The organism is Streptomyces sp. Y2F8-2 (genome assembly GCF_014905555.1).
Taxonomy (GTDB): domain Bacteria; phylum Actinomycetota; class Actinomycetes; order Streptomycetales; family Streptomycetaceae; genus Streptomyces; species Streptomyces cynarae.
The window spans coordinates 537,273-561,617 of the sequence record NZ_BNGS01000006.1 but is presented as its reverse complement, the minus strand read 5'-3'; the positions used below and the strand labels follow the sequence as shown (position 1 = coordinate 561,617).

General features: G+C 69.8%; 23 protein-coding genes and 1 rRNA gene. 10 read left to right on the top strand and 14 right to left on the bottom strand.

Going from position 1 to position 24,345, the window contains the following annotated elements; all coding sequences use genetic code 11:
• Both rrf and SY2F82_RS23195 read left to right on the top strand, forming a co-directional pair.
• Nucleotides 1-114: ribosomal RNA gene (rrf, locus tag SY2F82_RS23200) — 5S ribosomal RNA — on the top strand; the annotation flags it as partial.
• A 102-nt stretch (nt 115-216) separates the two neighbouring features.
• A complete protein-coding gene (locus tag SY2F82_RS23195; protein ID WP_200421070.1) occupies nt 217-786 on the top strand; it encodes a GNAT family N-acetyltransferase in 570 nt (189 codons plus the stop codon).
• A 20-nt stretch (nt 787-806) separates the two neighbouring features.
• Here the strand turns inward: SY2F82_RS23195 and SY2F82_RS23190 are convergent, their stop codons facing one another.
• The 7 genes from SY2F82_RS23190 to SY2F82_RS23160 all read right to left on the bottom strand — a co-directional run bounded on the left by SY2F82_RS23190 (nt 807) and on the right by SY2F82_RS23160 (nt 10,056).
• The gene (locus SY2F82_RS23190; RefSeq protein ID WP_200421069.1) at nt 807-2,438 is read right to left on the bottom strand and encodes a type IV secretory system conjugative DNA transfer family protein; all 1,632 of its coding nucleotides are present in this window, start codon (nt 2,436-2,438) and stop codon (nt 807-809) included.
• Between the two features lie 33 nt (nt 2,439-2,471).
• The gene (locus tag SY2F82_RS23185; RefSeq protein WP_200421068.1) at nt 2,472-3,896 is read right to left on the bottom strand and encodes an ATP-binding protein; all 1,425 of its coding nucleotides are present in this window, start codon (nt 3,894-3,896) and stop codon (nt 2,472-2,474) included.
• Between the two features lie 7 nt (nt 3,897-3,903).
• A complete protein-coding gene (locus SY2F82_RS23180; protein ID WP_200421067.1) occupies nt 3,904-5,463 on the bottom strand; it encodes an SCO6880 family protein in 1,560 nt (519 codons plus the stop codon).
• Nucleotides 5,460-6,788: a hypothetical protein gene (locus SY2F82_RS23175; RefSeq protein WP_200421066.1), complete on the bottom strand. Its 1,329-nt coding sequence runs from the start codon at nt 6,786-6,788 to the stop codon at nt 5,460-5,462. The genes SY2F82_RS23180 and SY2F82_RS23175 overlap by 4 nt, the downstream gene beginning before the upstream one ends.
• A complete protein-coding gene (locus tag SY2F82_RS23170; protein ID WP_200421106.1) occupies nt 6,778-7,614 on the bottom strand; it encodes a hypothetical protein in 837 nt (278 codons plus the stop codon). Before SY2F82_RS23170 ends, SY2F82_RS23175 begins: the two co-directional genes overlap by 11 nt.
• A 218-nt stretch (nt 7,615-7,832) precedes the next feature.
• Nucleotides 7,833-8,141, bottom strand: a complete 309-nt coding sequence (locus tag SY2F82_RS23165) for a hypothetical protein (protein ID WP_043441655.1) — start codon at nt 8,139-8,141, stop codon at nt 7,833-7,835.
• 559 nt (nt 8,142-8,700) lie between these two features.
• Nucleotides 8,701-10,056, bottom strand: a complete 1,356-nt coding sequence (locus SY2F82_RS23160; RefSeq protein WP_200421065.1) for a S53 family peptidase — start codon at nt 10,054-10,056, stop codon at nt 8,701-8,703.
• A 462-nt stretch (nt 10,057-10,518) separates the two neighbouring features.
• On the opposite strand from SY2F82_RS23160, the gene SY2F82_RS23155 reads away from it, so the two are divergent.
• The 3 genes from SY2F82_RS23155 to SY2F82_RS23145 all read left to right on the top strand — a co-directional run bounded on the left by SY2F82_RS23155 (nt 10,519) and on the right by SY2F82_RS23145 (nt 13,642).
• Nucleotides 10,519-11,274, top strand: coding sequence for a serine protease (locus tag SY2F82_RS23155; RefSeq protein WP_200421064.1), 756 nt, complete (start codon nt 10,519-10,521; stop codon nt 11,272-11,274).
• A gap of 377 nt (nt 11,275-11,651) precedes the next feature.
• Entirely contained in the window at nt 11,652-12,659 is a 1,008-nt protein-coding gene (locus tag SY2F82_RS23150) for a bifunctional lytic transglycosylase/C40 family peptidase (protein ID WP_308437783.1), read from the top strand.
• A gap of 281 nt (nt 12,660-12,940) precedes the next feature.
• Nucleotides 12,941-13,642, top strand: coding sequence for a phosphatase PAP2 family protein (locus tag SY2F82_RS23145; protein WP_200421063.1), 702 nt, complete (start codon nt 12,941-12,943; stop codon nt 13,640-13,642).
• A 22-nt stretch (nt 13,643-13,664) separates the two neighbouring features.
• Here the strand turns inward: SY2F82_RS23145 and SY2F82_RS23140 are convergent, their stop codons facing one another.
• Nucleotides 13,665-15,197, bottom strand: a complete 1,533-nt coding sequence (locus SY2F82_RS23140; protein WP_200421062.1) for an FAD-binding oxidoreductase — start codon at nt 15,195-15,197, stop codon at nt 13,665-13,667.
• Between the two features lie 423 nt (nt 15,198-15,620).
• Here SY2F82_RS23140 and SY2F82_RS23135 point away from each other — a divergent pair, with 423 nt between their 5' ends.
• Both SY2F82_RS23135 and SY2F82_RS23130 read left to right on the top strand, forming a co-directional pair.
• Nucleotides 15,621-16,463 (top strand): hypothetical protein, encoded by an 843-nt coding sequence (locus SY2F82_RS23135; RefSeq protein WP_200421061.1) that lies wholly within the window; start codon nt 15,621-15,623, stop codon nt 16,461-16,463.
• A 156-nt stretch (nt 16,464-16,619) separates the two neighbouring features.
• Nucleotides 16,620-16,796, top strand: coding sequence for a hypothetical protein (locus SY2F82_RS23130; RefSeq protein WP_200421060.1), 177 nt, complete (start codon nt 16,620-16,622; stop codon nt 16,794-16,796).
• Between the two features lie 10 nt (nt 16,797-16,806).
• Here SY2F82_RS23130 and SY2F82_RS23125 read toward each other — a convergent pair whose 3' ends face one another.
• A complete protein-coding gene (locus SY2F82_RS23125; RefSeq protein ID WP_200421059.1) occupies nt 16,807-17,163 on the bottom strand; it encodes a metal-sensitive transcriptional regulator in 357 nt (118 codons plus the stop codon).
• A 223-nt stretch (nt 17,164-17,386) separates the two neighbouring features.
• Here SY2F82_RS23125 and SY2F82_RS23120 point away from each other — a divergent pair, with 223 nt between their 5' ends.
• The 3 genes from SY2F82_RS23120 to SY2F82_RS23110 all read left to right on the top strand — a co-directional run bounded on the left by SY2F82_RS23120 (nt 17,387) and on the right by SY2F82_RS23110 (nt 19,299).
• Complete coding sequence (locus SY2F82_RS23120; RefSeq protein ID WP_055490603.1) at nt 17,387-18,007, top strand: DUF47 domain-containing protein; 621 nt, start codon at nt 17,387-17,389, stop codon at nt 18,005-18,007.
• A 7-nt stretch (nt 18,008-18,014) separates the two neighbouring features.
• Nucleotides 18,015-19,013 (top strand): inorganic phosphate transporter, encoded by a 999-nt coding sequence (locus tag SY2F82_RS23115; RefSeq protein WP_200421058.1) that lies wholly within the window; start codon nt 18,015-18,017, stop codon nt 19,011-19,013.
• A gap of 85 nt (nt 19,014-19,098) precedes the next feature.
• Nucleotides 19,099-19,299: a DUF5988 family protein gene (locus SY2F82_RS23110; RefSeq protein ID WP_200421057.1), complete on the top strand. Its 201-nt coding sequence runs from the start codon at nt 19,099-19,101 to the stop codon at nt 19,297-19,299.
• A gap of 111 nt (nt 19,300-19,410) precedes the next feature.
• Here SY2F82_RS23110 and pstB read toward each other — a convergent pair whose 3' ends face one another.
• From pstB to SY2F82_RS23085, 5 genes are all read right to left on the bottom strand, one after another.
• On the bottom strand, nt 19,411-20,187 hold the full coding sequence (gene pstB / locus SY2F82_RS23105; protein WP_200421056.1) for a phosphate ABC transporter ATP-binding protein PstB: 777 nt from the start codon (nt 20,185-20,187) through the stop codon (nt 19,411-19,413).
• 106 nt (nt 20,188-20,293) lie between these two features.
• Complete coding sequence (pstA, locus tag SY2F82_RS23100) at nt 20,294-21,346, bottom strand: phosphate ABC transporter permease PstA (protein ID WP_200421055.1); 1,053 nt, start codon at nt 21,344-21,346, stop codon at nt 20,294-20,296.
• Nucleotides 21,343-22,350, bottom strand: a complete 1,008-nt coding sequence (gene pstC, locus SY2F82_RS23095) for a phosphate ABC transporter permease subunit PstC (RefSeq protein WP_200421054.1) — start codon at nt 22,348-22,350, stop codon at nt 21,343-21,345. Before pstC ends, pstA begins: the two co-directional genes overlap by 4 nt.
• 102 nt (nt 22,351-22,452) lie before the next feature.
• Nucleotides 22,453-23,595 carry a phosphate ABC transporter substrate-binding protein PstS gene (gene pstS / locus SY2F82_RS23090; RefSeq protein ID WP_200421053.1) on the bottom strand — a complete coding sequence of 381 codons (1,143 nt, stop codon included), beginning with the start codon at nt 23,593-23,595 and terminating at the stop codon, nt 22,453-22,455.
• Nucleotides 23,596-23,890: 295 nt separating this feature from the next.
• Nucleotides 23,891-24,328 (bottom strand): NUDIX hydrolase, encoded by a 438-nt coding sequence (locus SY2F82_RS23085; RefSeq protein WP_200421052.1) that lies wholly within the window; start codon nt 24,326-24,328, stop codon nt 23,891-23,893.
• Nucleotides 24,329-24,345 lie beyond the last annotated feature (17 nt).

Here is a 24,345-nt window from a genome sequence, read left to right as displayed (position 1 = left end):
GGTGGTCATAGCGTGAGGGAAACGCCCGGTTACATTCCGAACCCGGAAGCTAAGCCTTACAGCGCCGATGGTACTGCAGGGGGGACCCTGTGGGAGAGTAGGACACCGCCGAACAATTCTTGAGAAAGAGCCCCAACTCCCGGGTATGTCCTGGTGAGTTGGGGCTTTTTCGCGTCCCGCGGCAGGGTCGGCGACGGGTGACGTACGGTTGCCTCCATGAGCAGTCCCGAGATCGCTGAGACATACGTCGTTCGTGGAATACGTGCCGAGGAGTGGCCTGCTGTGAAGGCACTGCGGCTCCTCGCGCTTCAGGACCCGGTGGCGCACCTCGCCTTTCTGGAAACGTACGACGATGCCTTGGCCAAGCCCGATTCCTTCTGGCAGGAGCGAGCGGCCGGCGCTGCCGAGGGGGCGTCCGGCGTCCGCCAGATCGTCGCGCAGGGACCGGACGGCGAGTGGGTCGGCACCGTCACCGTGCTGCTGGAGGAGGCCGGCACCGAGGACTGGGCGGGGTTTCCGGTCGACCGGCCGCAGGGGCATGTCGTCGGCGTGTACGTACGGCCCGAGCACCGGGGGTGCGGGCTGACCGAGGTGCTGTTCGACGAGGCCCTGGAGTGGGCCTGGAGCCGAGGCGTTGAGCGTGTGCGGCTGATCGTGCACGAGGACAACAGTCGCGCTCAGGCGTTCTATCGGAAGGCGGGGTTTGCGCCGACCGGGGTCACCGTGCCGGTGTCCGCGGTCGGTGGCGAGGAGCAGGAACTGGAGATGGCGATCGAGCGGCCGTAGGCGGGGTCGGCCGGGGACGGCTACACGGGCAGTTCGTACTGCGGCCAGCGGCTGCGGGCCTGTTCCCTGGAGCGTAGGAGGGCCAGGGTCGGCAGGCCCTGGTCCGCTCCCGTCGTCAGGAGATCCGGGAGCTGGGGCAGGGGTGCCACCGCTGCCACGTCGTCCAGGACCAGGGCGAGTGGTGGGTCGAGGCGACCGGAGGATGACCGTTCGGCCATGCGGCGGCCGCGCTCGACCACGCTGGAGGCGAGGGCCGTCAACAGCGGCATGGCGCCGGGCTGCTGGCGAGGGTCCTCGATGGATTCACCGACCACATAAAGTGTTCCCCCTTCGTTGACGAAGGAATCCAAGGCGAGGCTGTCATTTCGGTTGGGTGTGCATGCCTCGCGGATATTGACCGTGAAGAGCGAGGACAGTGCGCGGGCAGTCAGTTCCTGTGCCATGTCCCTGCGTTCGGGGTGCGAGGTGAGCGCGGCCTCCAGTTCGCCTGCCGCGCCGGACGACGCCTTGGGGTTCGTCCGCAGGGCGCGTACGGCCTCCTGCACCTGTGTGCCCTGGGCCCAGCGGTGGATGTGCCGGATGGTGCGGCCCTCTATGGCGGCGGCGTGCAGATAGCTCCGCAGGAGCGTTTCGGCCACGTCGGCCACCGCCTGGTCGATGCGGGCCGTGGGGCGGACGGGGGCGAGCAGCGCCACAGCGCGTGCAGCGGCGGTCGCCTTGTCCTCGCAGCCGGCGGACGGCGACCAGTGCAGCCGTGCCGGGGTGTCGCACAGGTGGGAGGGGTCGTAGAGGAGGACGGGTCCCAGTTTGGCGCGGGCGTCCTTGGTCTCGGACCACAGGGCGGGGCTGGAGGTGATGACGAGCGCCGGCCCCTCCGCGTCGCGCACGGCCTGGGCGGCGGCGGGATGACGGACGTCGGGGCCGCCGAGGACGACGGAGGGCGCCCTCCGGCTGTCAGAGACGGGAACAGGGGTGCCGGGGCCCGTGAGTACGGGGGTTACGGGCAGGGCCTGTTCGACACCTGCCGTGGAGGGAGCCGGGCCGGTGGCCGACGTCGGCGGTCGCGTACCGAGGTGCTCGGAGAGGGGTGCGGCGGCCGGGGCCGCGGCGGGGTAGAGGGCCGAGTCCGGGGCAGCGGCGGTGAGCGAACCGGCCGCCGGATCGGGCATCGCCCCCTGCGGTCTCCAGGCCGTCTCTCCCCGCGGTCCCACGGCGATGTCCCCCTGCGGTCCTACGGTCACGTATCCGTGCGGCCCGCCGGCCGCCGCTTCCGCCTTCCTCCGGACCCGTACGGCCTTCCACCGTGCCACCGTGCCGATCGCGAAGACCGTCAGCACGAACAGCACCATCAGTTCCCCTATGAACAGGCCCCAGAACAGCCCGTATCCGGAGAGCTGGCCCGGTGGTGTGTCCGGCCACGCGCCCGTGATGTCGTGGGGTTCGGTGATCAGGTGGCGCATCGCCACCGGGGTGCTGCTGATCCGTACGCCGTGCGGCCACGCACCCCGGGTGAACCAGCCCGCGAGGCCCGTGGCCGACCACACCATCAGCGTCACGCCGAGCAGGAAGGCGAGCAGGCCCACCAACAGCCCGTCGGGGACACCGCCCTGGCCGTCCTGCCGCCGCTCCTGCCGCTCCGTGCCTGGTCTCATCGGGACTCCAAGAACCCCATGTCGTCCATGTGCCTACGCCACCGTGGTCTCGGACGAGCCGTCCAGATCGCTCAGTCGTTGTTCGACGAACGCCGCCGCGCGTTCCTCCGCCTCGAGTTCCGCGGCGCGCAGCGCGTCGTCCGGCAGGCGGTCGCTCGACGACTCCGTCATCGCGCGGTCGGTGAAGACCAGCGGCCGTTCCATCTCCGTGACGAGGTGTTTGACGACCTGTACGTTGCCGTTGACGTCCCACACCGCGATACCGGGGGTGAGCGTCGGGATGATCTCCACCGCCCAGCGCGGCAGGCCCAGGACGCGGCCCGTCGCCCGTGCCTCGTCGGCCTTCTGGGCGTAGATGGTCCTGGTCGACGCCATTTTCAGGATCGCCGCCGCCTCCTTGGCAGCCGCTCCGTCCACCACGTCGCTCAGGTGGTGGACCACGGCCACGAAGGACAGACCGAGGCGGCGGCCGAACTTCAGCAGCCGCTGGAACAGCTGGGCGACGAACGGGCTGTTGATGATGTGCCAGGCCTCCTCGACCAGGAAGATGCGCTTCTTCCGGTCGGGGCGGATCCAGGTGTGCTCCAGCCACACACCGACGATCGCCATCAGGATCGGCATGGCGATGGAGTTGCGGTCGATGTGGGACAGGTCGAACACGATCAGCGGCGCGTCGAGGTCGATGCCGACCGTGGTGGGGCCGTCGAACATGCCGCGGAGGTCGCCGTCGACCAGGCGGTCCAGGACGAGGGCCACGTCCAGGCCCCAGGCCCGTACGTCGTCCAGGGCGACGTTCATCGCCTCCGCCGACTCCGGCTCGGGGTGCCGTAGCTGCTCGACGATGTCGCTGAGCACGGGCTGGCGTTCGACGATCGTCTCGTTGACGTACGCGTGCGCGACCTTCAGGGCGAAGCCGGACCGTTCGTCGAGGCCGTGGCCCATGGCGACCTCGATGATCGTGCGGAGCAGGGCCAGCTGCCCGGTCGTGGTGATCGCGGGGTCGAGCGGGTTGAGCCGGATGCCGTGGTCCAGGGCGGCCATCGGGTCGAGCCGGATGGGTGTTATCCCCAGCTCCTCGGCGATGAGGTTCCACTCGCCGACGCCGTCCTCGCCCTGCGCGTCCAGGACCACGACCTGCCGGTCGCGGAACCTGAGCTGGCGCAGGACGTACGTCTTCTCCAGCGCCGACTTGCCGTTGCCGGACTCGCCGAGGACGAGCCAGTGCGGAGCCGGGAGCTGCTGGCCGTACAGCTGGAAGGGGTCGTAGATGTATCCCTTCCCGGAGTAGACCTCGCGGCCGATGATGACGCCGGAGTCGCCGAGGCCGGGTGCGGCCGTCGGCAGGTAGACGGCCTGGGCCTGGCCCGTGGAGGTGCGGACGGGCAGCCGGGTCGTCTCGACCTTGCCGAAGAGGAAGGACGTGAAGGCGTCGGTCAGGACGGACAGCGGATCCCGCATCAGGGCCTTACCTCCGAATGCCGGTGGCGAAGGGGAGCGTGTTCACGAAGGCCCGGTGGTGCTCGCGGTCGCACCACTCCAGCTTCAGATACGACTTGCCTGCCGAGGCACGGATGGTCCGCTTGTCGCGGGCCAGGGCTTCCGGGGAACGGGATGAGACGGTGATGTACCCGACCAGGTTGACGCCCGCGGCGCCGCTCGCGAGGTCCTCGCCGCGCTGGTCGAGGCGGGAGTGGGCGGCGATGTCGCGGGGGTCGACGGTGCGGTTCATCTTGGCGGCGCGGCTCGCCTCCGCCTCGTCGTTGGTCTTCTCGGTGAGCATGCGCTCGATGGCGATCTCGGTGGGTTCGAGGTCCATCGTGACGGCGACGGTGCGGATGACGTCCGGGGTGTGGACGAGGAGGGGCGCGAGGAAGTTCACGCCGACCGGGGTCATCGGCCACTCCTTGACCCAGGCGGTGGCATGGCACCAGGGCGCGCGGGTGGAGGACTCGCGGGTCTTGGCCTGGAGGTAGGTGGGCTCCGTGGCGTCGAGCTCGGCGGGCCAGGCGTTGCGCTTGGTCATCGCCTGGATGTGGTCGATGGGGTGGTCCGGGTCGTACATGGAGTGGATGAGGGAGGCGAGCCGTCCCTGCCCCAGCGGCTGCCGGACACGGATGTCGGCCTCCTGGAGCCGGGAGCAGATGTCGGTCAGCTCGCGGGCCATCACCACCGCGAGCCCGGCGTCCCGGTCGACCTTCTTGCCGCCCTGCGGCCTGGCGGCGCGCGCCATGGCCTGTGCCTCGGCGGCCAGCTCACGGGTGTAGTGCATGCAGGCGACGAGGTAGGCGCGGTGCTGCTCGCTGCTGGTGGACACCATGGACAGCAGTTGGTCGTAGGACTGCCGCAGCCATGTCGGCGAGCGTTCGTCGCCGCGCTGGGAGACGTCCTTGGCGTGCGCGTCCGGGTCGGCGGGCAGGGTGCGGGCCAGCATCTGGAGGCGGGTGACGAAGCCGTCGCCGTTCGCGACGTGCTTCAGCAGGGTGCCGAAGCGGTCGACGAGGGCCTCCTGGTCCTCGCTGTCGCGCAGGCCGACGCCGGGGCCCTCGATCTCGATCGCGGCGGTGACCGTCCTGCGGTCGGCGTGCAGGAGGACGGCGATCTCGTCGGGTCCGAAGGGGGCGGCGAGCCAGGAGATGCGGCCGATGCCCGGGGGCGGCCCGATCTCGACCTCGCGCCCGTCGAGCCCGGTGCCGGCCTCCATGGCCGCGGACCGGTACGTCGCGCCCTGGCGCAGGGTGCGCTTGTAGCTGCGGTTGATCTCGAACCACTTGTAGAACGTGCGGTGCTTGTACGGCACGTACACGGCGGCCAGCGCGAGCAGCGGGAAGCCCATCAGCAGCACGATGCGCAGGGACAGGACGGGGACGAGGAGCCCGCACATCATGCCGAGGAACGCGCCCGCGATGATCAGCGCGATCTCACCGGTCTCGCGGTTGCGGCCGATGATCGCGTTCGGCCGGGCGCGGCCGATCAGATATGTACGGCGGGGCGTGACCGGATGGGACAAGTGGGACTGGGTCGTCAACGCCCTTCACCTCCTGTGCGGTTGGTACTGCTGTTGCGGGTGCTGCCGGCGTGCGGTGACTGGGCCGGGCTGGTCCGTGGCGGGGGCGCGGAGGGGACGGATCCGCCGCCGCCCGGGGTACGGGTGCTGTGCGCCGCCACACCGCCGGAGGCCGGGTTGGCGGGGCGGGGCGGCTGGGTGGCACCCGCGGCCGCGCCGCCGTTGCTGTCGGCGCGGGTGCTGTGGGTCTTGATGCCCTGGGCGACGAGGGTCGCCGGGGAGCTGATGACGGCGGCGGCCTTGCGCTCGGCGCCCTGCATGATGCGGTTGTTGCGGGAGTTGACGATCTCGTCGCCGAAGCCGGGCACGAACCGGTAGATCATGGCGCTCGAGAAGATGGCGAGCAGGATGATGGCGAGGCCGGAGACCACGGCGGCGAGCGAGTCCGGGCCGCTCTCGCCGGCGAGGGCGCCGGCGAGGCCGAGCACGATGACGATGACCGGCTTGACCAGGATGACCGCGATCATGATGCCCGCCCAGCGGCGGACGTGGCCCCAGAGGTTCTTGTCGACGAGCCCTGAGTAGACGACGACGCCGAGCAGGGCGCCGACGTAGAGGAGGACGGCCCGCAGGAACAGCTCGAGGTAGAGGACGCCGGCGGCGAGGATCGACACCAGCGAGACGATGATCAGCATGATCGGGCCGCCGCCGATGTCGGTGCCCTTGCTGAGCGCGCCGGAGAAGGTGCCGAAAAACGTGGTCGTCTGGTCGCCGGTGGCCTTGGCCAGGACGTCACTGACGGCGTCGGTCGCCGAGACGACGGTGTACAGGATCAGCGGGGTGAAGGCGGAGGCCAGCACCGTGAGCCAGAGGAAGCCGACGGCTTCGCTGATGGCGGTGCCGAGGGGAACACCGCGCACGGCCCGCTTGGCCACGGCCAGCAGCCACAGGACGAGGGTGAGGATGGCGGAGGCGGCGAAGACGATGGCGTACTGCTGGAGGAACTTCTGATTCGTGAAGTCGACGCTCGCGGTCTCCTTCACGGCCTCACTGAGCTTGTCGATGGTCCAGGAGGCGGCTTTGGCGCAGCCCTGAGCGAGGGAGGAGAGGGGGTCGAGGGGGTTGTCGTCGGGCACGAGGGAGCGACCGCCACCGGAGCCGCCGGAGTTCTCCTTCTCGCAGAGTTCCCTGGCGGAGCCGCGGATGAGGTCGCAGGCGTTGTTACTGGGCGAGGGCGAGGGCGAGGGCGAGGGCGCGGCGAAGGCACGCGTGGCGAGCATCAACGCTGCCGTCTGGGCTGCGGCGACCGTGGCCGTCAGCTTGAGTACGCGGTGATTAGCGGGCATATGTGAACCCTCCGTACTCCTCTACGGCTTTGGCCATGTCGTTGGCGGTGGATGCCCGCTCATCCCCCGGGACGGGCACGGGACCGTCCTTCTGGGAGTCGGTCAGGATCTTCCAGTCGCCGCCGTTCCACTCGAGCTGCAGGGTGAGGGTGAACCAACTGCTGGTGACCGGATTCGTGGAGTTCTGACCCGCGAGACCGAGTAGGCCGCTGCACCACACGTCGACGGTCGCCTTCTCGGTCGAGAACGCCGTGAGCTTCGTGCCGATCGGGGTCGTGCGCGAGACGAACGTATAGCCCTGAGGTGCGGAGCCGTCCTCGTTGAGCCCGATCGTCTTGTTGAACGCGGCGGTGTACGCCTTGTCCAGCCTGCCCTGGAAGTCGGTCACCTTCGACGGGGCGATGACTGCTCTGAGGATGGCGTCCCGTCCGGTCTTGTTGAACATGTCGGCCGAGCCCAGCGCCACCGCATAGTTGGCCGCAGCCGACTCCGCCCCCTGCTGATCATGCGCGAAGCCCGAAGGAATCCCCCCGGTCCTCGACCGCACCGGTCGTGCCCCCGAAGCCGCCGTAGGGGCCGAGCCCGCTTTGGTCTCGTTGCCGTCCGCCGATGTCGAACCCCCGTCCCCGCGGTTCGCGAAGGCGATCGCTGCGATCAGGAGGACGACCACGCCGACCACTGTGACCAGGCTCCGGGACGAGGACCGGCCCCGCCGGGCGCCCCCGTACACGTCACCGCTCCGGCCGCCCGGCAGCCGGGTGCGGGTCTGCCCGACTCCGCCGTACTCCGTGTCGCCCCCGCCGGGGGCACCGTCACCGAGACTCACGTCGCGCACGCCCCCTTCAGCTGTTGGCCGCTTCGAACCGCGTAGTACGACGGTAGCCGTGCTGGTTGCCGCGCGGACGCGGTGTGGTGACTCGACATCAGGGAAACGCAACCTCAGCCGGTGGGCGCGACGACGGACGAATGGGTCGGAGGGGCTACCGGGCGCACCCGGCAGGGGACTGACGGTGCGCCAGGTGGGCCCGGCGGTCCGGGCCGGGCCTAGACGGCCATGCCGTACACGATCGTGAACAGCGTGCCCAGGGAGCCGATGATGAAGACCCCGGTCAGACCCGCGATGATGAGGCCCTTGCCCTGCTCGGCGCTGAACGTGTCGCGCAGGGCCGTCGCGCCGATGCGCTGTTTGGCCGCGCCCCAGATCGCGATCGCCAGGCAGAGCAGGATGGCGACGGCCATCACCACCTCGACCATCACGCGAGCCTCGTTGCCCAGGCTGCCGAACGGTCCCCAGTCTGGGGCGATACCGCCGATGATCGTGTTGATGTCGCCTTTTGCGGCCGCGAGATGCATGTAAGTCACCGCCCCTGTTGGGTTGTTCCGTACCCCCTGCCACCGTCGCAGGGGTCAGGGTCATTCTCGCCGACAATGCCGCTGTCGTATGTCGACTTGGCGTCATTGATTGGCGGGTTTCGTACGTGTCCCTTGCGTCCGGCCCGCGTGGGACCCTCGCGAGGGGCGTGGACCGGTGGGTGAAGGGGCGTATGGTCACTGTGTGTATCACGGCAGGTCACGCCGGGCAATCAAGTCGCAGCGGAACCTGGTGTGTGGTTCCGTCGTTAACTTCTTCTGCGCCCTGAGACCCGGTTGGCCCCCTGGCGGCAGCCGACCGGCCGGCCCGTGGCGTACGGGCGTCACCCGTACGAGCGGAAGGCTATCCCTGAACGGGGGGCGCGCACGCGTCGGGTGGTGGCATGTCAGATCGCACGGATGTGCACCGAAGCACGGGATGTACGGGGAGCACGCACGGCGACGGGCCGCGGCCGGTTGCCGCGGCCCGTCTCCCGGAGGGTGCCGTCGGTAAGTCCCCACTTACTCGCTGACGGCGTCCGTCATGTGCGGGGGAAGGGGATCAGCGGGTGAAGGCGTCGATCCCCTCCGGGGTGCCCCAGCCGGTCGGGCCGTCGTAGCCGGACCGGGCCGTGCAGAAGTAGCTGGTGGCGCAGGAGCCGTTGCTGCCGCTGGTCACGTCGTTGAGGGCGGACGTGCCGGCCGCGGCGTACGGGTAAGCGGCCGGGTAGTCGGTGCTGCCCGGGGTGCCGGCCAGGGCGTAGACCCCGGCGATGATGGGCGCCGAGGCGCTGGTGCCGCCGTAGGTCACCCAGCCGGTGCCGTCGCCGTAGGTGTCGTAGACCGAGACGCCGGTGGCGGGGTCGGCGACGGCCGAGACGTCGGCGACCATGCGCTTGGAGCAGCCGGAGTCGGTCTGCCAGGACGGCTTGGCGTCGTACGCGGAGCAGCCCGAGCCGGTGCCCTCGGTGCTGCTCGTGTTCCACACGCTCTCGCTCCAGCCGCGGCTGTTGGAGGCGGTGGAGAGCCGGGTGCCGCCGACAGCGGTGACGTACTTGGAGGCGGCCGGGTACTCGGCGCCGTACCCCTCGTCGCCCGCGCTCACGGTGATCGCGACGCCCGGGTGCTTGAAGTACGAGGAGTCGTACGTCGAGTCGGAGGAGGACTCGGAGCCTCCGTAGCTGTTGGAGACGAACTTGGCGCCGAGCTTGACGGCCTCGTTGACGGCGGTGCCCAGGTTGCTCATCGAGGCGGACTTGGCCTCGACGAGCAGGATGTTGCAGTTCGGGCAGACGGCGGAGGCCATGTCGAGGTCGAGGGATATCTCACCGGCCCAGCCGCTGTCGGCGGAGGGGAGGGAGGTGGTGGAGCCGGTCTGGCCGACCTTGGTGAAGCAGCCGTTGTCGGAGGTGCAGTCCGGGAGGCCGTAGTAGGAGCGGTACTGGGCGAGGTCGGACTCGGCGTTCGGGTCGTCGTACGCGTCGACGATCGCGATGGTCTCGCCGGAGCCGTTGCCGGCGGCGGCGTCGGTCAGGCCGTAGGCCGACTGGAGGTCGCCGGGGCCGTAGCCGGTGGGGGAGTCGGAGGCGGCCTTCGGGGAGACGGCCTGGGGCGTGATGCCGTCCTCCTTGGCCTGCTGCCGCTGGAAGGCCGTGATGCCGCCGGTGACGCGCAGGGCGTTGCAGGCCATCTCGCCCTTCTTCTTGGGCAGGGCGCAGGAGCGGGTCCAGGTCACCTTGGACGAGGCGGAGGCGGCGGAGGAGGATTTCGCGGACGAGGTTGTCGCCGAGGCGGCCGCGTCCGCGTGGGCCGCGGTGCCGAGGCCGGCGAACACGAGGGCGGCGGTGGCGACGGCGGCCGAGCCCACGCGGCGCCACCTGCCGGGCCGGGCCGGTCTGTTGGGGGGTGTCGTACGCAACGTGCGTTCTCCTGAGTCGGATTGACAGGGAAGTGCGTGCGGGTGCGTCGCCGGTTCGGTGTCCCCGGCGACGAGGCGGCGGCCCGGGTCGACCCTGACTTGTTGAGTACGCGACAAACAAGAGGCGCCGGAATTCCTGACTCCCGCCGAACCGAGGTGCCCGCCTTACTGGTCGATGGCAGGGGGATGGCAGGGGCGTGGCGTCGGCTTGACGAGGTTCACAGGGAGGGCGCTGAGGGTGTTGTGCGGGACGGTCTACGCGCATCCGCCTGCAGGGCGGGGCGAGCGGCTTGTTTCGAACTAGGGTTCATCGAACATGCGCGCAGCGATCCTGAGGGAGGATGTCCCTGTGTGTCCCTGTGGGCCGAATGCCCCTGCTGAGCTGCGGGAATGAAACCTCATAGAGGAATTTCAGGGTGCTCAAAGAGTTTTTCTCACCTTTCTGGGCCACAGTAAGAGGTGATGAAGCGCATCAGACGCCTCCCTGGCAACCGCCGGCACGCGTTCTTCGGCACCGTCGTGCTGCTGGCTGTCACGTCCTCATCCGTGGCGGCGGCCGCCGGCGGTCCCGGACCCTTGGGCGTGACCGTGCAGGCGCCGGCCACTTCGGCCAGCTCCCGCATCGGCGCGCTGTTCGGCGAGTCCGGAGGGCTGGAGGGGGGTCACTTCTGCACCGCCTCCGTCGTGCACAGCAGGCAGGGCAACCTGATCGTGACCGCCGCGCACTGCGCGGGCAGCGGCACCCTCTGGTTCGCCCCGGGCTACCGGGACGGCAAGGCGCCCTACGGTGTGTGGAAGGTGACCAGGACCTTCGTCGGTGACCGCTGGAGCGGCGGGCAGGACGAGGACAGCGACGTGGCGTTCGCCACCGTGGAGTCCATCGGCGGCGTCGAGGTCGAGAGCATCGTGGGGGGCAACAAGTTCGTCACCGGGCACGAGACCGGCGCCACCGCCGTCACCGTCACCGGCTACCCCGACTCCCAGGAGTCCCCGATCACCTGCACCAACAGGCCGACCGTCCACAGCCGCACCCAGCAGCGCATCGACTGCCCGAGCTTCACCAGCGGCACGAGCGGCAGCCCCTGGGTGAACGGCTACGGCGAGGTCGTGGGCATCCTCGGCGGGCACGAACAGGGCGGTTCCACCCCGGACGTGTCCTACAGCGTCGCGCTCGGCCGTGAGGCCGCGGACCTCTACCGGGCCGCGTCGGGCGGGTAGGACGATCGCCGCGTCCGGCGGGTAGCGCCACCGCCGCTCCGGCGGGTGGCACCACGGCCGCGTCCAGCGCGCAGCACCAGCGCCGCGCCCGGCAGGGAGGCCACCGCCGCGCCCTGCGCGTAGGACTACTGCCGCCACCCGGCGGGTAGCACCACCACCGCATCCAGCGCGTAACACCACCACCGCGCTCGGCGGGTAGCACCACCGCCGCGTCCGACAGGCAGGGGCGCCGCCGCGTCCGGCGGTCAAAGCCCCGGCCCCTTGCCCGGTGGCCGATCCTCTGCGGTCCACGTCGTCCGGCCAGGGCTTTTCAGGGTCGTCGGACAGCTCCCGCCCCTACACTGACCCTCGGCGTACTCCCGGGCAGCGAGGGGCGGTTGACGGTGCGTAAGGCGTGGATCTGGGCGACCGTAGCCGTCGGTGCCGCGCTGAGCTTCGTGATGCTGCTCGTCGTCGGGGTCTACACGGTCGCCGGGAACCTGGCGAACGGCATCGGCGGGGGATCCGTCGCCCTCGCCAAGAACGCCGTCCCCGCCGCGTACTCCGCCATCGTGCAGAAGTGGGGCAACCTGTGCAGCGCCATCAACCCCGCGCTGCTGGCCGCCCAGCTCTACCAGGAGAGCGGCTTCAACCCGAACGCCAAGAGCCCCGCGAAGGCCGAGGGCATAGCGCAGTTCATCCCCGGCACCTGGGCCATCCACGGCATCGACGGCAACGGCGACGGCAAGGCCGACGTGTGGGATCCGCGCGACGCGATCCCGTCGGCCGCCTCCTACGACTGCAAGCTCGCCTCCTACGTCAAGGACGAGCCCGGCAACCCGACGGAGAACATGCTCGCCGCGTACAACGCGGGGGCGTACGCGGTCATCCGGTACGGAGGCGTGCCGCCGTACAAGGAGACCCAGAACTACGTCAGGACCATCACCACCCTGGCGAAGAGCTTCGCCGCGCCCGTCCAGCGGCTCGACCCCTCCAGGCAGGCGGCCGGCGCGATCAACTACGCGCAGCAGAAGCTCGGCACCCCCTATCTGTGGGGCGGGGACGGCACTCCGGAGGAGGGCGGACGCTTCGACTGCTCCGGCCTGACCAAGGCCGCGTACGCGAGCGTCGGCATCACGCTGCCGCGCGTCGCCAACGACCAGTACAACGCCGGACCGCACCCCAGTCGCAACGAGCTGCTCCCCGGCGATCTGGTGTTCTTCTCGCACGACCCGACCAATTCCCGCGCCATCCACCACGTCGGGATCTACGTCGGCGGCGGCTACATGATCGATGCGCCCAGAACCGGTGCCGTGATCCGTTTCGACCCGATCGACAACTCCGACTACTTCGGGGCGACGCGTGTCACCGCGGATGGCGCGAAAGCGCTGCCCACGGCGGTGTGAATCGGGATGTGAACGGCGCATGGGCGGCTGCGGGCTGGCTGGAACCTTCCCTCACGCTCACCCCCTTGAGCTGCGAAGACGTGTCTCTCTTCGATAACGTCTGCGTGATCATTCGGTGGAATGTGGAACGTGGGGAACAGGACTGTGCGTTCCTTCTCCCGTAGGGCGTTGACGTACGGCAGCCGGCTCGGCGTGGAGCGGATCTACGACCACGGGGGTGGTGCAGCGGCGCGCGCACGGCGTGTCCGCGGACGGGACGGACGACGAAGGGGCCGCGCACGATGGCTGGACTGGCCGAGTCAGGGTCGAACCCCGACGTCGATCTGCTCTACGACATCAATGGCCTGGCCAAGGAAGCGCCGCACTGGTTCGACCGGGTCATGGGGTTCGTCGGCGAGTGGGGTCTGCTGCTCGCCATGGTGCTGCTCGCCCTGTGGTGCTGGACGAGTGTGCGGCGCAGGGGCGGCGAGGACGCGGCGTCCTCCGTGGCGGCGATCGTCTGGGCGCCCCTGGCCGCCGGTATCGCCGTGCTGGTGAACGTGCCGATCCGGGGCTTCGTGGAGCGCCCCCGGCCGTTCGTCGACCACCAGGGGCTGGACGTCCTCGTCACCGGGAAGACCGACTACTCCTTCGTCAGCGACCACGCCACGCTCACCATGGCCATGGCCGTCGGACTCTTCGTGGCGAACCGGAAGTTCGGGCTGCTCGGTCTCGGCCTGGCGCTCCTCGAGGGTTTCTGCCGGGTCTACATGGGGGTGCACTACCCGACGGACGTCATCGGCGGCTTCGCCCTCGGCACGGCCGTCGCCCTGCTGCTCTCCCCGCTCGCCACGGCGATGCTCACCCCGGTCATGAAGGCCGTCGAACGCTCACCGCGTGCCGGCCGGCTGATCCGGGCCCGCGGGGGGCGCGCCGCGGAGACCACGATCTCCGGGGCGCGGCGCGAGCCGTCCTGCCCTCAGGACAGGGACCTGGCGGCGTAGGGTCCCACATGTCCGGGCGCGGTCACAGCGACTGAGGGAACGTGAAGAAGCCGTCCGGGTCGTACCGGTGCTTCAGCTGGGCGAGGCGCGTGGCCGCGTCCCCGTAGTACGCCTTCCGCCAGTTCGACAGGGTCGGGTCCGTGTAGTTCTGGTACGCCGCGCCGGACGCATAGCCGCGCATCGACGTGTGCGCGGAATTCAGCCAGGACTGCGCGGTTGCGCCGGAGGTGCCGGCCCGCCAGCTCGCGATGTACTGCGCCAGCATCCGCGACCGGCGGTGCACGAACGCCGTCGCCGTCGGCGCCACCCGGTTGACCGCGCCGCCGAGCGCGATGAACGCGACGCTGCCCGCGCCGCCCCGCACCTGTGCGATCTGCCGCAGGAGCGTCTGTATGCCGTCCGCCGGGATCGAACGGTCGAAGAAGTCGGAGCGGGCCGCGTACGTCTCCCGGCCGAGGGCGCCCTGCGGGCTGCGACCCGGTGTCGAGCCCGGCAGGTGGCACTGGGCGGCTGTGGGGAAGGAGGAGCAGCCCGCGTACGCCTCCATCGCGCCCCGGTAGGAGTGCCGCCGGAGCGAGACGCCCCGTGCCGGGGCGCCGACCTTGGCGGCCAGGCGGTCGACTGCGTTCTGGAGTTCGCCGTAGGTGCCGAGCGAGAAGGCCGCGACGGAGACGGTGGGGGTGCCGCCGTTCTCGAGGTGGCAGGAGGACCAGATCTCGTCGGGCTGGCCGGGGCCCCACTCCTGCCAGGCCTTGAGCACGGCGGCGGCCTTGGACCACGGCCAGGTCAGGTACGCCGAGACGGCCTGCGGCGCCGGGTGGGTCCTGAAGCGGAGCTCGGTGACGACGCCGAAGTTGCCGTTGCCCGCGCCGCGCAGGGCCCAGAACAGGTCCTTGTTCTCGGTGGCGTTCGCGACGACCTGCTTGCCGTCCGCCGTGACCAGGGTCGCCTGGGTGAGGCTGTCGCAGGTCAGTCCGTACGCCCGGGAGACCACTCCGTGTCCGCCGCCGAGGGTGAGGCCGGAGACGCCGACCGTGGGGCACGAACCGGCGGGTATCGTCACGCCCTTCGCCGTGAGGGCGCGGTAGACGTCGATCAGCTTGGAACCCGCGCCGATGACCGCCTCGCTGCCGCTCGCCCGTATCGAGTTGAGTTTGCCCACGTCGATGATCAGCCGTCCGTCGCCCGAGGACCAGCCGGCGTAGGAGTGCCCGCCGTTGCGTATGGCGACCTTGACGCGGTGCACGCGCGCGTACTCCAGTGCGGTGCGGATGTCGTCGGTGTGCGCCACGTACGCCACGGCCGCCGGCTTCAGTCCGTCGAAGCGGGTGTTGTACAGCTGCCGGGCGGTGGGCCAGGCGCGGTCGCCGGGGCGCACCAGGGTGCCGTCCAGATCCCTGGCCAGGGCCGTCCAGTTGGCGGGGCCCTGCGCGCCGGCACTGTCCGTCCGCAGGGATGTGCCGATGCCGGCCGAAGCACCGCCGCTGCACGCGGTCGTGGTGACCGTCGCCGCGAGCGCGGCGGTGGCCCCGCCGATGAACGTACGCCGTTGCATGTGCGCCTCCCTTGGGTTCCGCAGAACGAGACGGGGGCTCGTCGCGGAGGGTTGCGCAAAGAAGTGCCACAGAATCGCTACAGGGCGAGGGCGGTGCGGACGCGTCTGTCCGAAGGCGTAACCGGAGTTCGGACACGCCCTCTATCCGGCCCCGTGCCCCTCCGCGTCCGACCTTGCCAGGCTGCGGGCTCTGCGGGCCGGCCCCCGCCAGCCGCAACTGCACCGGGCCACACAGAAACGGCCCTGTTCGACCGTTGTCGTGCGGTGCTCCTCGGGGCCGGTGGCGATGTCCTGCTGCTCCACTCCCACAAGGTTACCCAGGGCAAGTGAATTGCCGAAGGCGCGCGTGACGGGTCCTCCTACCCGTCGTTAACCGGAACGACAGGAGGGCACCGGGACGGACCGGCTGGGGGTAGGCAGGCGATGGTGGTGCGGCAGCGCGGTCGGGTGGGTGCGGCGGTCGTCGCGACGGTGGGGCTCCTGGTCTGCACGCCCTCGCTCACCGGCTGTGCGGGCGACGGGGCCGCCGCCGAGGACGCGCGCTCCGGTCCGGGCGCCGTCCAGGCGCTGCACCAGGCGGCCGCCGCCCTGGTGCGCGCGGGCAGTTCCAAGACGCGTACGTCGATGGAGATGGCGACCGGCGGCACCCGGGTCACCATCCGCGGCGAGGGGGTCTACGACTACCGGGGCCGGCTCGGGCGGCTGACGGTGACGCTCCCTCAGGACCCCGCGGGCGCCGACGAGCACCGCCCCATCACCGAACTGCTCGCGCCGGGCGCCCTCTTCATGAAGAACCGGGGCGCGGGGGTGCCCGCCGACAAGTGGGTGCGGGTCGACACGACCACGCTCTCCGACGGCAACCTGGTCACCGGCGGCGCCACCGACCCGTACACGGCCGCGGAGCTGCTGCGCGGGGTGCGGAAGGCGACGTACGTCGGCAGGACCCGGATCGGCGGGACCGAGGTGCGGCACTACCGCGGGGTCGCCGACATCGGGCTCGCGGCGCGCGACGCGTCCGCCGGGAACAGGAAGGCGCTCCAGGCGGCGGCGAAAGGGTTCGCCACGGCCGAGGTCCCGTTCGACGCCTACCTCGACGACGAGGGGCGCATCCGTGAGGTCCGCCACCGGTTCAGCTTCGTGGGCGGGCGGCAGAAGACGCCGGTGGCGGTGGCCTCGACGACGGTGCTGTACGACTTCGGGGCCCCGGCCGACGTACGGCTGCCGGCATCCGGGGACATCTTCGCCGGGAAGATCGCCGAGCAGTGAGGTGCGGGCGCGGGGCCGGTCGTGGTGCGGGCGAGCGGCCGGAAGTGGCGCGGTTGAGGGGGCCGGAAATGGTCCGTCCGTGCCATGCGCCGCCCAGGGGCCGCTCCCTACGCTAGGAAGCCGGCCCCAGGAAGTCGGTGACGGCAGAAAGAGGTGATGCACGTGGCTCCGGTCGGCGGTACGGCAGTACAGGACCACGTGGCCCTCGCCGAGATCGAACTGTGCGGTGACCTGATCATCGCGGCCTCGGCCGCGCACGAGGACCGGCTGAGTCTGGAAAGCATCGACGAGGTGCTGAGGGTGGCCGAGGAACGGGACGCCTCCGGCGAGTGAACCGCCGTCGTCAGGTCCGCAGCAGGCGGCCGATCGCCTTCGTCGCCTCCTCCACCTTCGCGTCGATCTCCGCGCCGCCCTTGAGTGCGGCGTCCGCGACACAGTGGCGCAGATGCTCCTCCAGCAGCTGGAGCGCGAAGGACTGCAGGGCCTTGGTGGAGGCCGAGACCTGCGTGAGTATGTCGATGCAGTACACGTCCTCGTCGACCATGCGCTGCAGGCCGCGGATCTGGCCCTCGATGCGGCGCAGGCGCTTGAGGTGCTCGTCCTTCTGCTTGTGGTAGCCGTGGATGCCGCGGTCGTGGTCGCTCACCACGGCGTCCGTGCCCCCCGAGGGCGCTGTCGCGCCGGCCTCGGTCGTCGTCATCGCGTCCTCCTCGTGCTCCGCTGCGGAGATATACCCCCCACGGGTATATGATAACGAACTTTGCTGGGTATACGGCCCTTGGTCACTGCCCGGCCACCTCCGCGGTGCCCCCGTGAGGACCACACTGTCCGATGGGTGACACTGGAGGACGGCCCCTTAGCCGTGGCCGGAAGATGCCCTTAGCATCAGCCTGACCGAAACCGAAGCACCCCGAGGACCCCACGTGCGCTTTCGTCTGACCCCCAGGGAGACGAGCTTCTACGACATGTTCGCCGCATCCGCGGACAACATCGTCACCGGCTCGAAACTCCTGATGGAACTGCTCGGGGCGGACGCCTCCGCCCGGGCCGAGATCGCAGAGCGTATGCGGGCCGCGGAACACGCCGGTGACGACGCCACGCACGCGATCTTCCACCAGCTGAACTCCTCGTTCATCACGCCGTTCGACCGTGAGGACATCTACTCCCTCGCCTCGTCCCTCGACGACATCATGGACTTCATGGAGGAGGCCGTCGACCTGGTCGTCCTCTACAACGTCGAGGAACTGCCGAAGGGCGTCGAGCAGCAGATCGAGGTGCTGGCGCGGGCTGCGGAGCTGACGGCGGAGGCGATGCCGAACCTCCGCACGATGGAGAACCTCACGGAGTACTGGATCGAGGTCAACCGGCTGGAGAACCAGGCGGACCAGATCCACCGCAAGTTGCTGGCCCACCTGTTCAACGGCAAGTACGACGCGATAGAAGTCCTGAAACTCAAGCAGATCGTGGACGTGCTGGAGGAGGCCGCGGACGCTTTCGAGCACGTGGCCAACACGGTGGAGACCATCGCGGTCAAGGAGTCCTGAGGCGTCCATGGACACCTTCGCACTCATCCTGACCATCCTGGTCGCACTCCTCTTCGCGTACACCAACGGCTTCCACGACTCCGCGAACGCCATCGCGACATCTGTGTCGACGCGGGCGCTGACCCCGCGGGCGGCGCTGGCGATGGCGGCGGTGATGAACCTCGCCGGCGCCTTCCTCGGCAGCGGCGTGGCGAAGACGGTCAGCGAGGGACTGATCCAGACACCCCAGGGCGGCAAGGGGATGGGGATCCTCTTCGCGGCACTGCTCGGCGCCATCGTCTGGAACCTGATCACCTGGTACTACGGCCTGCCGTCGTCCTCGTCGCACGCGCTGTTCGGCGGACTGGTGGGCGCCGCCCTCGCGGGCGGTACGGCGGTGCACTGGTCCGGGGTCGTGGACAAGATCATCACCCCCATGTTCCTGTCGCCGGTGGTGGGTCTGATCGTCGGCTACCTGGTGATGACGGCCATCATGTGGATCTTCCGCCGGTCCAACCCGCACAAGGCGAAGCGCGGTTTCCGGATAGCGCAGACGGTGTCGGCCGCGGGCATGGCGCTCGGCCACGGTCTGCAGGACGCGCAGAAGACGATGGGCGTCGTGGTGATGGCCCTGGTCATCGCGGACGTCGAGAACTACGGGGACCCGATCCCGGTGTGGGTGAAGCTCGTCTCCGCGGCGATGCTGTCCCTGGGCACGTACGCGGGCGGCTGGCGCATCATGCGCACGCTGGGGCGCAAGATCATCGAACTGGACCCGCCGCAGGGGTTCGCGGCGGAGACCACGGGGGCGTCGATCATGTTCGCGACGGCGTTCCTGTTCAAGGCGCCGATCTCCACGACGCATGTGATCACCTCGGCGATCATGGGCGTGGGCGCGACCAGGCGGGTGAACGCGGTGCGCTGGGGCGTGGCGAAGAACATCGTCCTGGGCTGGTTCATCACGATGCCGGCGGCGGCGCTGGTCGCGGCCACGGCGTTCGGGCTGATCGACCTGGCGTTCCTGTAGGGACGCGGACGCGCGGACTCCGGTGTCGCCGTGCCGCCCCGTGGCTTCGAGATGCGGGTGTCGGCAGGGTGGCAAAACTGGAGGTATGGGTAGCAAGGCACTTCTCGAAGGTGGACCCGAGGAACTGGCCGGGAAGGTCGTGCCGGTTGTTCCTCCCGGCCAGGAGCTCAAGATTCCGCACCGTGGTGGGTACGAGCACTACAAGGTCACCACGCGTCATCAGGATGTCGAGGCGCAGAACGTCACCGTCTACCGGTGGTGGGAGCGTACGGAAGTGGCCGAGTAGCGGCCCGGGACACGAGCGGGCCCGCCCCCGGGAGCCAGGGGCGGGCCCTCTTCGACCTCGCGGTGGCACCGCCATGCAGCACCGCGAGGGGTCTTCGGACGGACCGCCGGATCAGCCGAAGCGACCCGAGATGTAGTCCTCGGTCGCCTGGACCGACGGGTTGGAGAAGATCCGCTCGGTGTCGTCGATCTCGATCAGCTTGCCCGGCTGGCCCACGGCCGCCAGGTTGAAGAACGCCGTACGGTCCGAGACACGGGCCGCCTGCTGCATGTTGTGCGTCACGATGACGATCGTGAAGCGCTCCTTCAGCTCGCCGATCAGGTCCTCGATGGCGAGGGTGGAGATCGGGTCGAGGGCGGAGCAGGGCTCGTCCATCAGGAGCACCTTCGGCTCCACCGCGATCGCCCGCGCGATGCACAGACGCTGCTGCTGACCACCGGACAGGCCGGAGCCCGGCTTGTTCAGGCGGTCCTTCACCTCGTTCCAGAGGTTGGCACCCTTGAGCGATTTCTCGACGATGTCCGCCAGCTCGCTCTTCTTGTAGTTGCCGTTCAGCCGCAGACCGGCCGCCACGTTGTCGAAGATCGACATCGTGGGGAAGGGGTTGGGGCGCTGGAAGACCATGCCCACCTCACGGCGGACGGAGACCGGGTCGATCCCGGAGCCGTACAGGTCCTCGTCGTCGAGCAGCACCTTGCCCTCGACGCGCCCGCCCGGCGTCACCTCGTGCATACGGTTGAGGGTGCGCAGGAACGTCGACTTGCCGCAGCCGGAGGGGCCGATGAACGCCGTCACCGACCGCGGCTCGATCGACATCGAGATGTCCTCGATCGCCTTGTGGGAGCCGTAGTAGGCGGTGAGCCCGCTTACGTCGATTCGCTTGGCCATGACTACTTCACTTCCAGAAAGTCTTGATCGGTCGCTGTATCGCCCCGCCCGGCGGAGCCGGAAATGGTCGCCTCAGCGACCGGCCACGCGGCGGAGCCGCACATTGTCAGCGCGGGGCCTTCCAGCGGGCGATGCCGCGGGCCAGCAGGTTGAGGATCATCACGAAGGCGATCAGCGTCAGCGACGCCGCCCACGCCCGGTCGTACGCCGCGTTGGCGCCGGCGCTGTTCGCGTACTGCTGGTAGATGTACAGCGGCAGCGACTGCTGGGCACCCTCGAAGGGGTTGGCGTTGATGAAGCGGTTGCCGAACACCAGCAGCAGGACCGGCGCGGTCTCACCGGCGATACGGGCGATCGACAGCATGATGCCCGTGGTGATGCCGCCGATGGAGGTGGGCAGGACCACCTTCAGGATGGTGCGCCACTTGGGGACGCCGAGCGCGAGGGACGCCTCGCGCAGCTCGTTCGGGACGAGCTTGAGCATCTCCTCCGTGGAGCGGACCACGACCGGCATCATCAGGATGGCCAGGGCCAGCGAACCGGCGAAGCCGAAGGGCTCCATCTTGAAGATCAGCATCAGGCTGAGGATGAACAGACCCGCGACGATCGACGGGATACCGGTCATCACGTCGACGAAGAAGGTGACGGCCTGGGCGAGCCTGCCGCGCCCGTACTCCACCAGGTAGATGGCGGTGAGCACGCCGATCGGCGCGCCGATGACGGTGGCGAGGCCGACCTGCTCGAGGCTGCCGAGGATGGCGTGGTAGATGCCACCGCCGGGCTGGGAGTCGGGGACGACGCCCATCGAGTGGGTCAGGAAGAAGACGTCGAGGACCTTCACACCGCGCGAGACCGTCGTCCACACCAGGGAGACCAGCGGAATCACGGCGAGCAGGAAGGCCACCCACACCAGGGAGGTCGCGATGCGGTCCTTGGCCTGACGGCGGCCCTCGACGCGCGCGGCGATGGCGTAGGTGCCGAGGAGGAAGAGGATCGCGGCGATCAGGCCCCACTGGACGTGGCTCGTCAGACCGGCGGCGGCGCCGATGCCGCACGCGACGGCGATCGAACCGGCGGCGATGGCCCACGGGGACCACTTGGGCAGGCGGGCGCCGCGAAGGGTGCTGGGGCGCTTGTCGGCGACGGCTGCGGTGCTCATGCGTTGGCCCCCGAGTACTCCTTGCGGCGAGCGATGATCATGCGAGCCGCGCCGTTGACCAGCAGGGTGATGACGAACAGGATCAGACCGGAGGCGATCAGCGCGTCACGGCCGTACTCCGTCGCCTCGTTGAACTTGCTGGCGATGTTCTGGGCGAAGGTGCCGCCGCCCGGGTTGAGCAGGCTGCCGTGGATGAGGAAGTCCGGGGAGAGCACGGTGGCGACGGCCATCGTCTCGCCGAGCGCGCGGCCGAGGCCGAGCATCGAGGCGGAGATGACACCGGAGCGGCCGAAGGGCAGCACCGCCATGCGGATGACCTCCCAGCGCGTGGCGCCGAGGGCGAGAGCGGCCTCCTCGTGCATGCGCGGGACCTGGCGGAAGACCTCACGGCTCACGTTGGTGACGATCGGCAGGATCATGATCGCGAGCAGGATGCCCACGGTGAGCAGCGAGCGCGGCGGGCCGCCGTCCCAGGACAGGATGCCGGTCCAGCCGAAGTAGTCGTTCAGCCAGCTGAAGAGGCCGGTCAGGTGCGGTACGAGGATCAGGGCGCCCCACAGGCCGTAGACGATGGACGGCACGGCGGCGAGCAGGTCGATCACGTACGCGATGGGGCCGGAGAGCCGGCGCGGGGCGTAGTGCGTGAGGAAGAGCGCGATGGCGACCGCGATCGGGACCGCGATGACCATGGCGATGATCGAGGAGACCACCGTGCCGAACGCCAGGACGGCGATGCCGAAGACCGGCGGAATCGCTCCGGTGTTCCACTCGAAGGTGGTCAGGAAGTTGCCGTGGTCCTTGCTGATGGCCAGGTAGGCCCGGTAGGCGAGGAAGACCGCGATCGCGGCCATGATCACCAGCAGCAGGATGCCCGACCCACGGGACAGACCGAGGAAGATCCGGTCTCCGGGCCGGGTGGCGCCGCGGGCCGCACGCTTCTGTTCGGCCGCGGACGGCTGCGGGGCGGGAGGAGGGGCTTGTGTGTTTTTTGTTGATATGTCCATCGGGTTCTCCGGTCTGCGGAGCCGCGCTCGTGGCTCGGCTCCAGGCGGCGGTGCACCGGACGGTGCGGCCCGGCCCCGCGGGGACCGGGCCGCACACTCAGGTCAGCTCAGGCCCTCGATGGTGGTGCGGACCTTGGAGATGATCGCGTCGGGGATCGGCGCGTAGCTGTTCTGGGTCAGGATCGACTGGCCGTCCGTGCTGGCGATGTAGCGCAGGAAGGCCTTGGTGGCGGGCAGGGTGTCCGCCTTGTTGCCCTTGTCGCAGACGATCTCGTAGGTGACCAGGACCATCGGGTAGGCGCCGTCGGCCTTGGTGTTGTAGTTGAGCTTCAGCGCCAGGTCCTTGCCGGTGCCGACGACCTTGGCGTCCGCGATGGCCTTGCTGGCGGCGTCGGTGGAGGGCTTGACCGGGGAGGAGGCGCCCGTGTCGATGGCGGCCGTGGTCATGTCCTTGGCGTAGGACAGCTCGAAGTAGCCGATGGCGCCGGCGGTCTGCTTCACCTGCTGGGCCACACCCGCGGACTGCGGAGCGGACTGGCCGCCCGGGGCCTGCCAGGCCTTGCCGCCGGAGTACTTGCCCCAGACGGCGGGGGCCGCGGCCTTCAGGTACTTGGTGAAGTTGTCCGTGGTGCCGGACTCGTCCGAACGGTGGAAGGCCGAGATCTTGGTGGACGGCAGCTTGGCGTTCGGGTTCAGCTTCTTGATCGCCGGGTCGTCCCAGGTCTTGATGTCGCTGTTGAAGATCTTGGCCAGTGTGGTGGCGTCCAGGACCAGGTTGTCCACGCCCGGCAGGTTGTAACCGACGGCGATCGGGCCGCCGACCATCGGCAGGTCGATGCCCTGGCCGCCACCGGTGCAGATCTTCTTGGAGGCCTCGACGTCTGCGGGCTTCAGCGCGGAGTCGGAACCGGCGAAGGCGAGCTGGCCCTGGGTGAACGCGGTGACACCGGCACCGGAGCCGCTGCCCTTGTAGTTGATCTGCACACCCTGGCAGGCCTGGCTGAACGCGGCCGTCCAGGCGTCGATCGCGTTCTTCTGCGCGGAGGAGCCGTCGGCGAGCAGCTGGCCCTTGGCGTTGTCGCACTTGATGGAGCCGGCGTTCGACGCGCCCGCGGAGGCGCTGCTGCCCCCGCTGCTGCTCTTGGAGCCGGTGTCGTCGGAGCCGCACGCCGTGAGGGCCAGGGCGCCGGAGACGGCGAGAGCACCGAGGGTGAGGGCCCGCCGGTTCATGCGCTGAAGCTTCACTTTCGGGAGTTCCTTCCAGGAGCCGCCGTCCTGATTCGGCGGCGTGCGAGGGGTGGGTGATGTGGGCGCGCATGCGAGGCGTGCCCGCCACCTGGTAAGGCCGAAATTAGGCAGATCAGGTGAAGGCGCCTATGGCCGAAAGTGAACGAGGGGTGAACCCCTGCGGACGGTGTGGTTAGGTCACGGAACGCTTACGTTGAGGACACGGGGTGATCCCGGATTCTCCTCGCGACCGTCGTCACTCTGGGCAACGGTCGGGATCCGCTCATGTCGGGCGCCCACGTGCCCGCGCGTGTCATTCCGCGACGGGTGCCCGGGCGGTCGGCTGTTCCAGCACCCGGAGCAGGGTGTCGACGAGTTCCTTGTCCCGCGGCTGGGTCAGACGGTGGCGGGCCGCGACCGGGGGGAGCCACAGGACGCGGTCGACCTCGCGGTTGGGGGCGAAGGAGCCGCCCGTCGCCTCGGCCGCCCAGTAGTGGACCTGCTTGGGGCGGCCGCCCACCTGATAGTGCGCGGTGGGCAGGGGCGCGCCGGGCACGGCGGTGTACCCCGTCTCCTCCGCCACCTCCCGCAGCGCCCCCGTGAGCGGGTCCTCGCCGCGCTTCAGCTTGCCCTTGGGGTGGGACCAGTCGTCGTACTTCGGCCGGTGGACCAGACAGATCTCCAGCGCGCCGTCGACGGGCGAGCGGCGCCACAGGACACAGCCCGCCGCACGGATGGTCTCCTCGGTCATCGGGTGCTCCGGCTCCT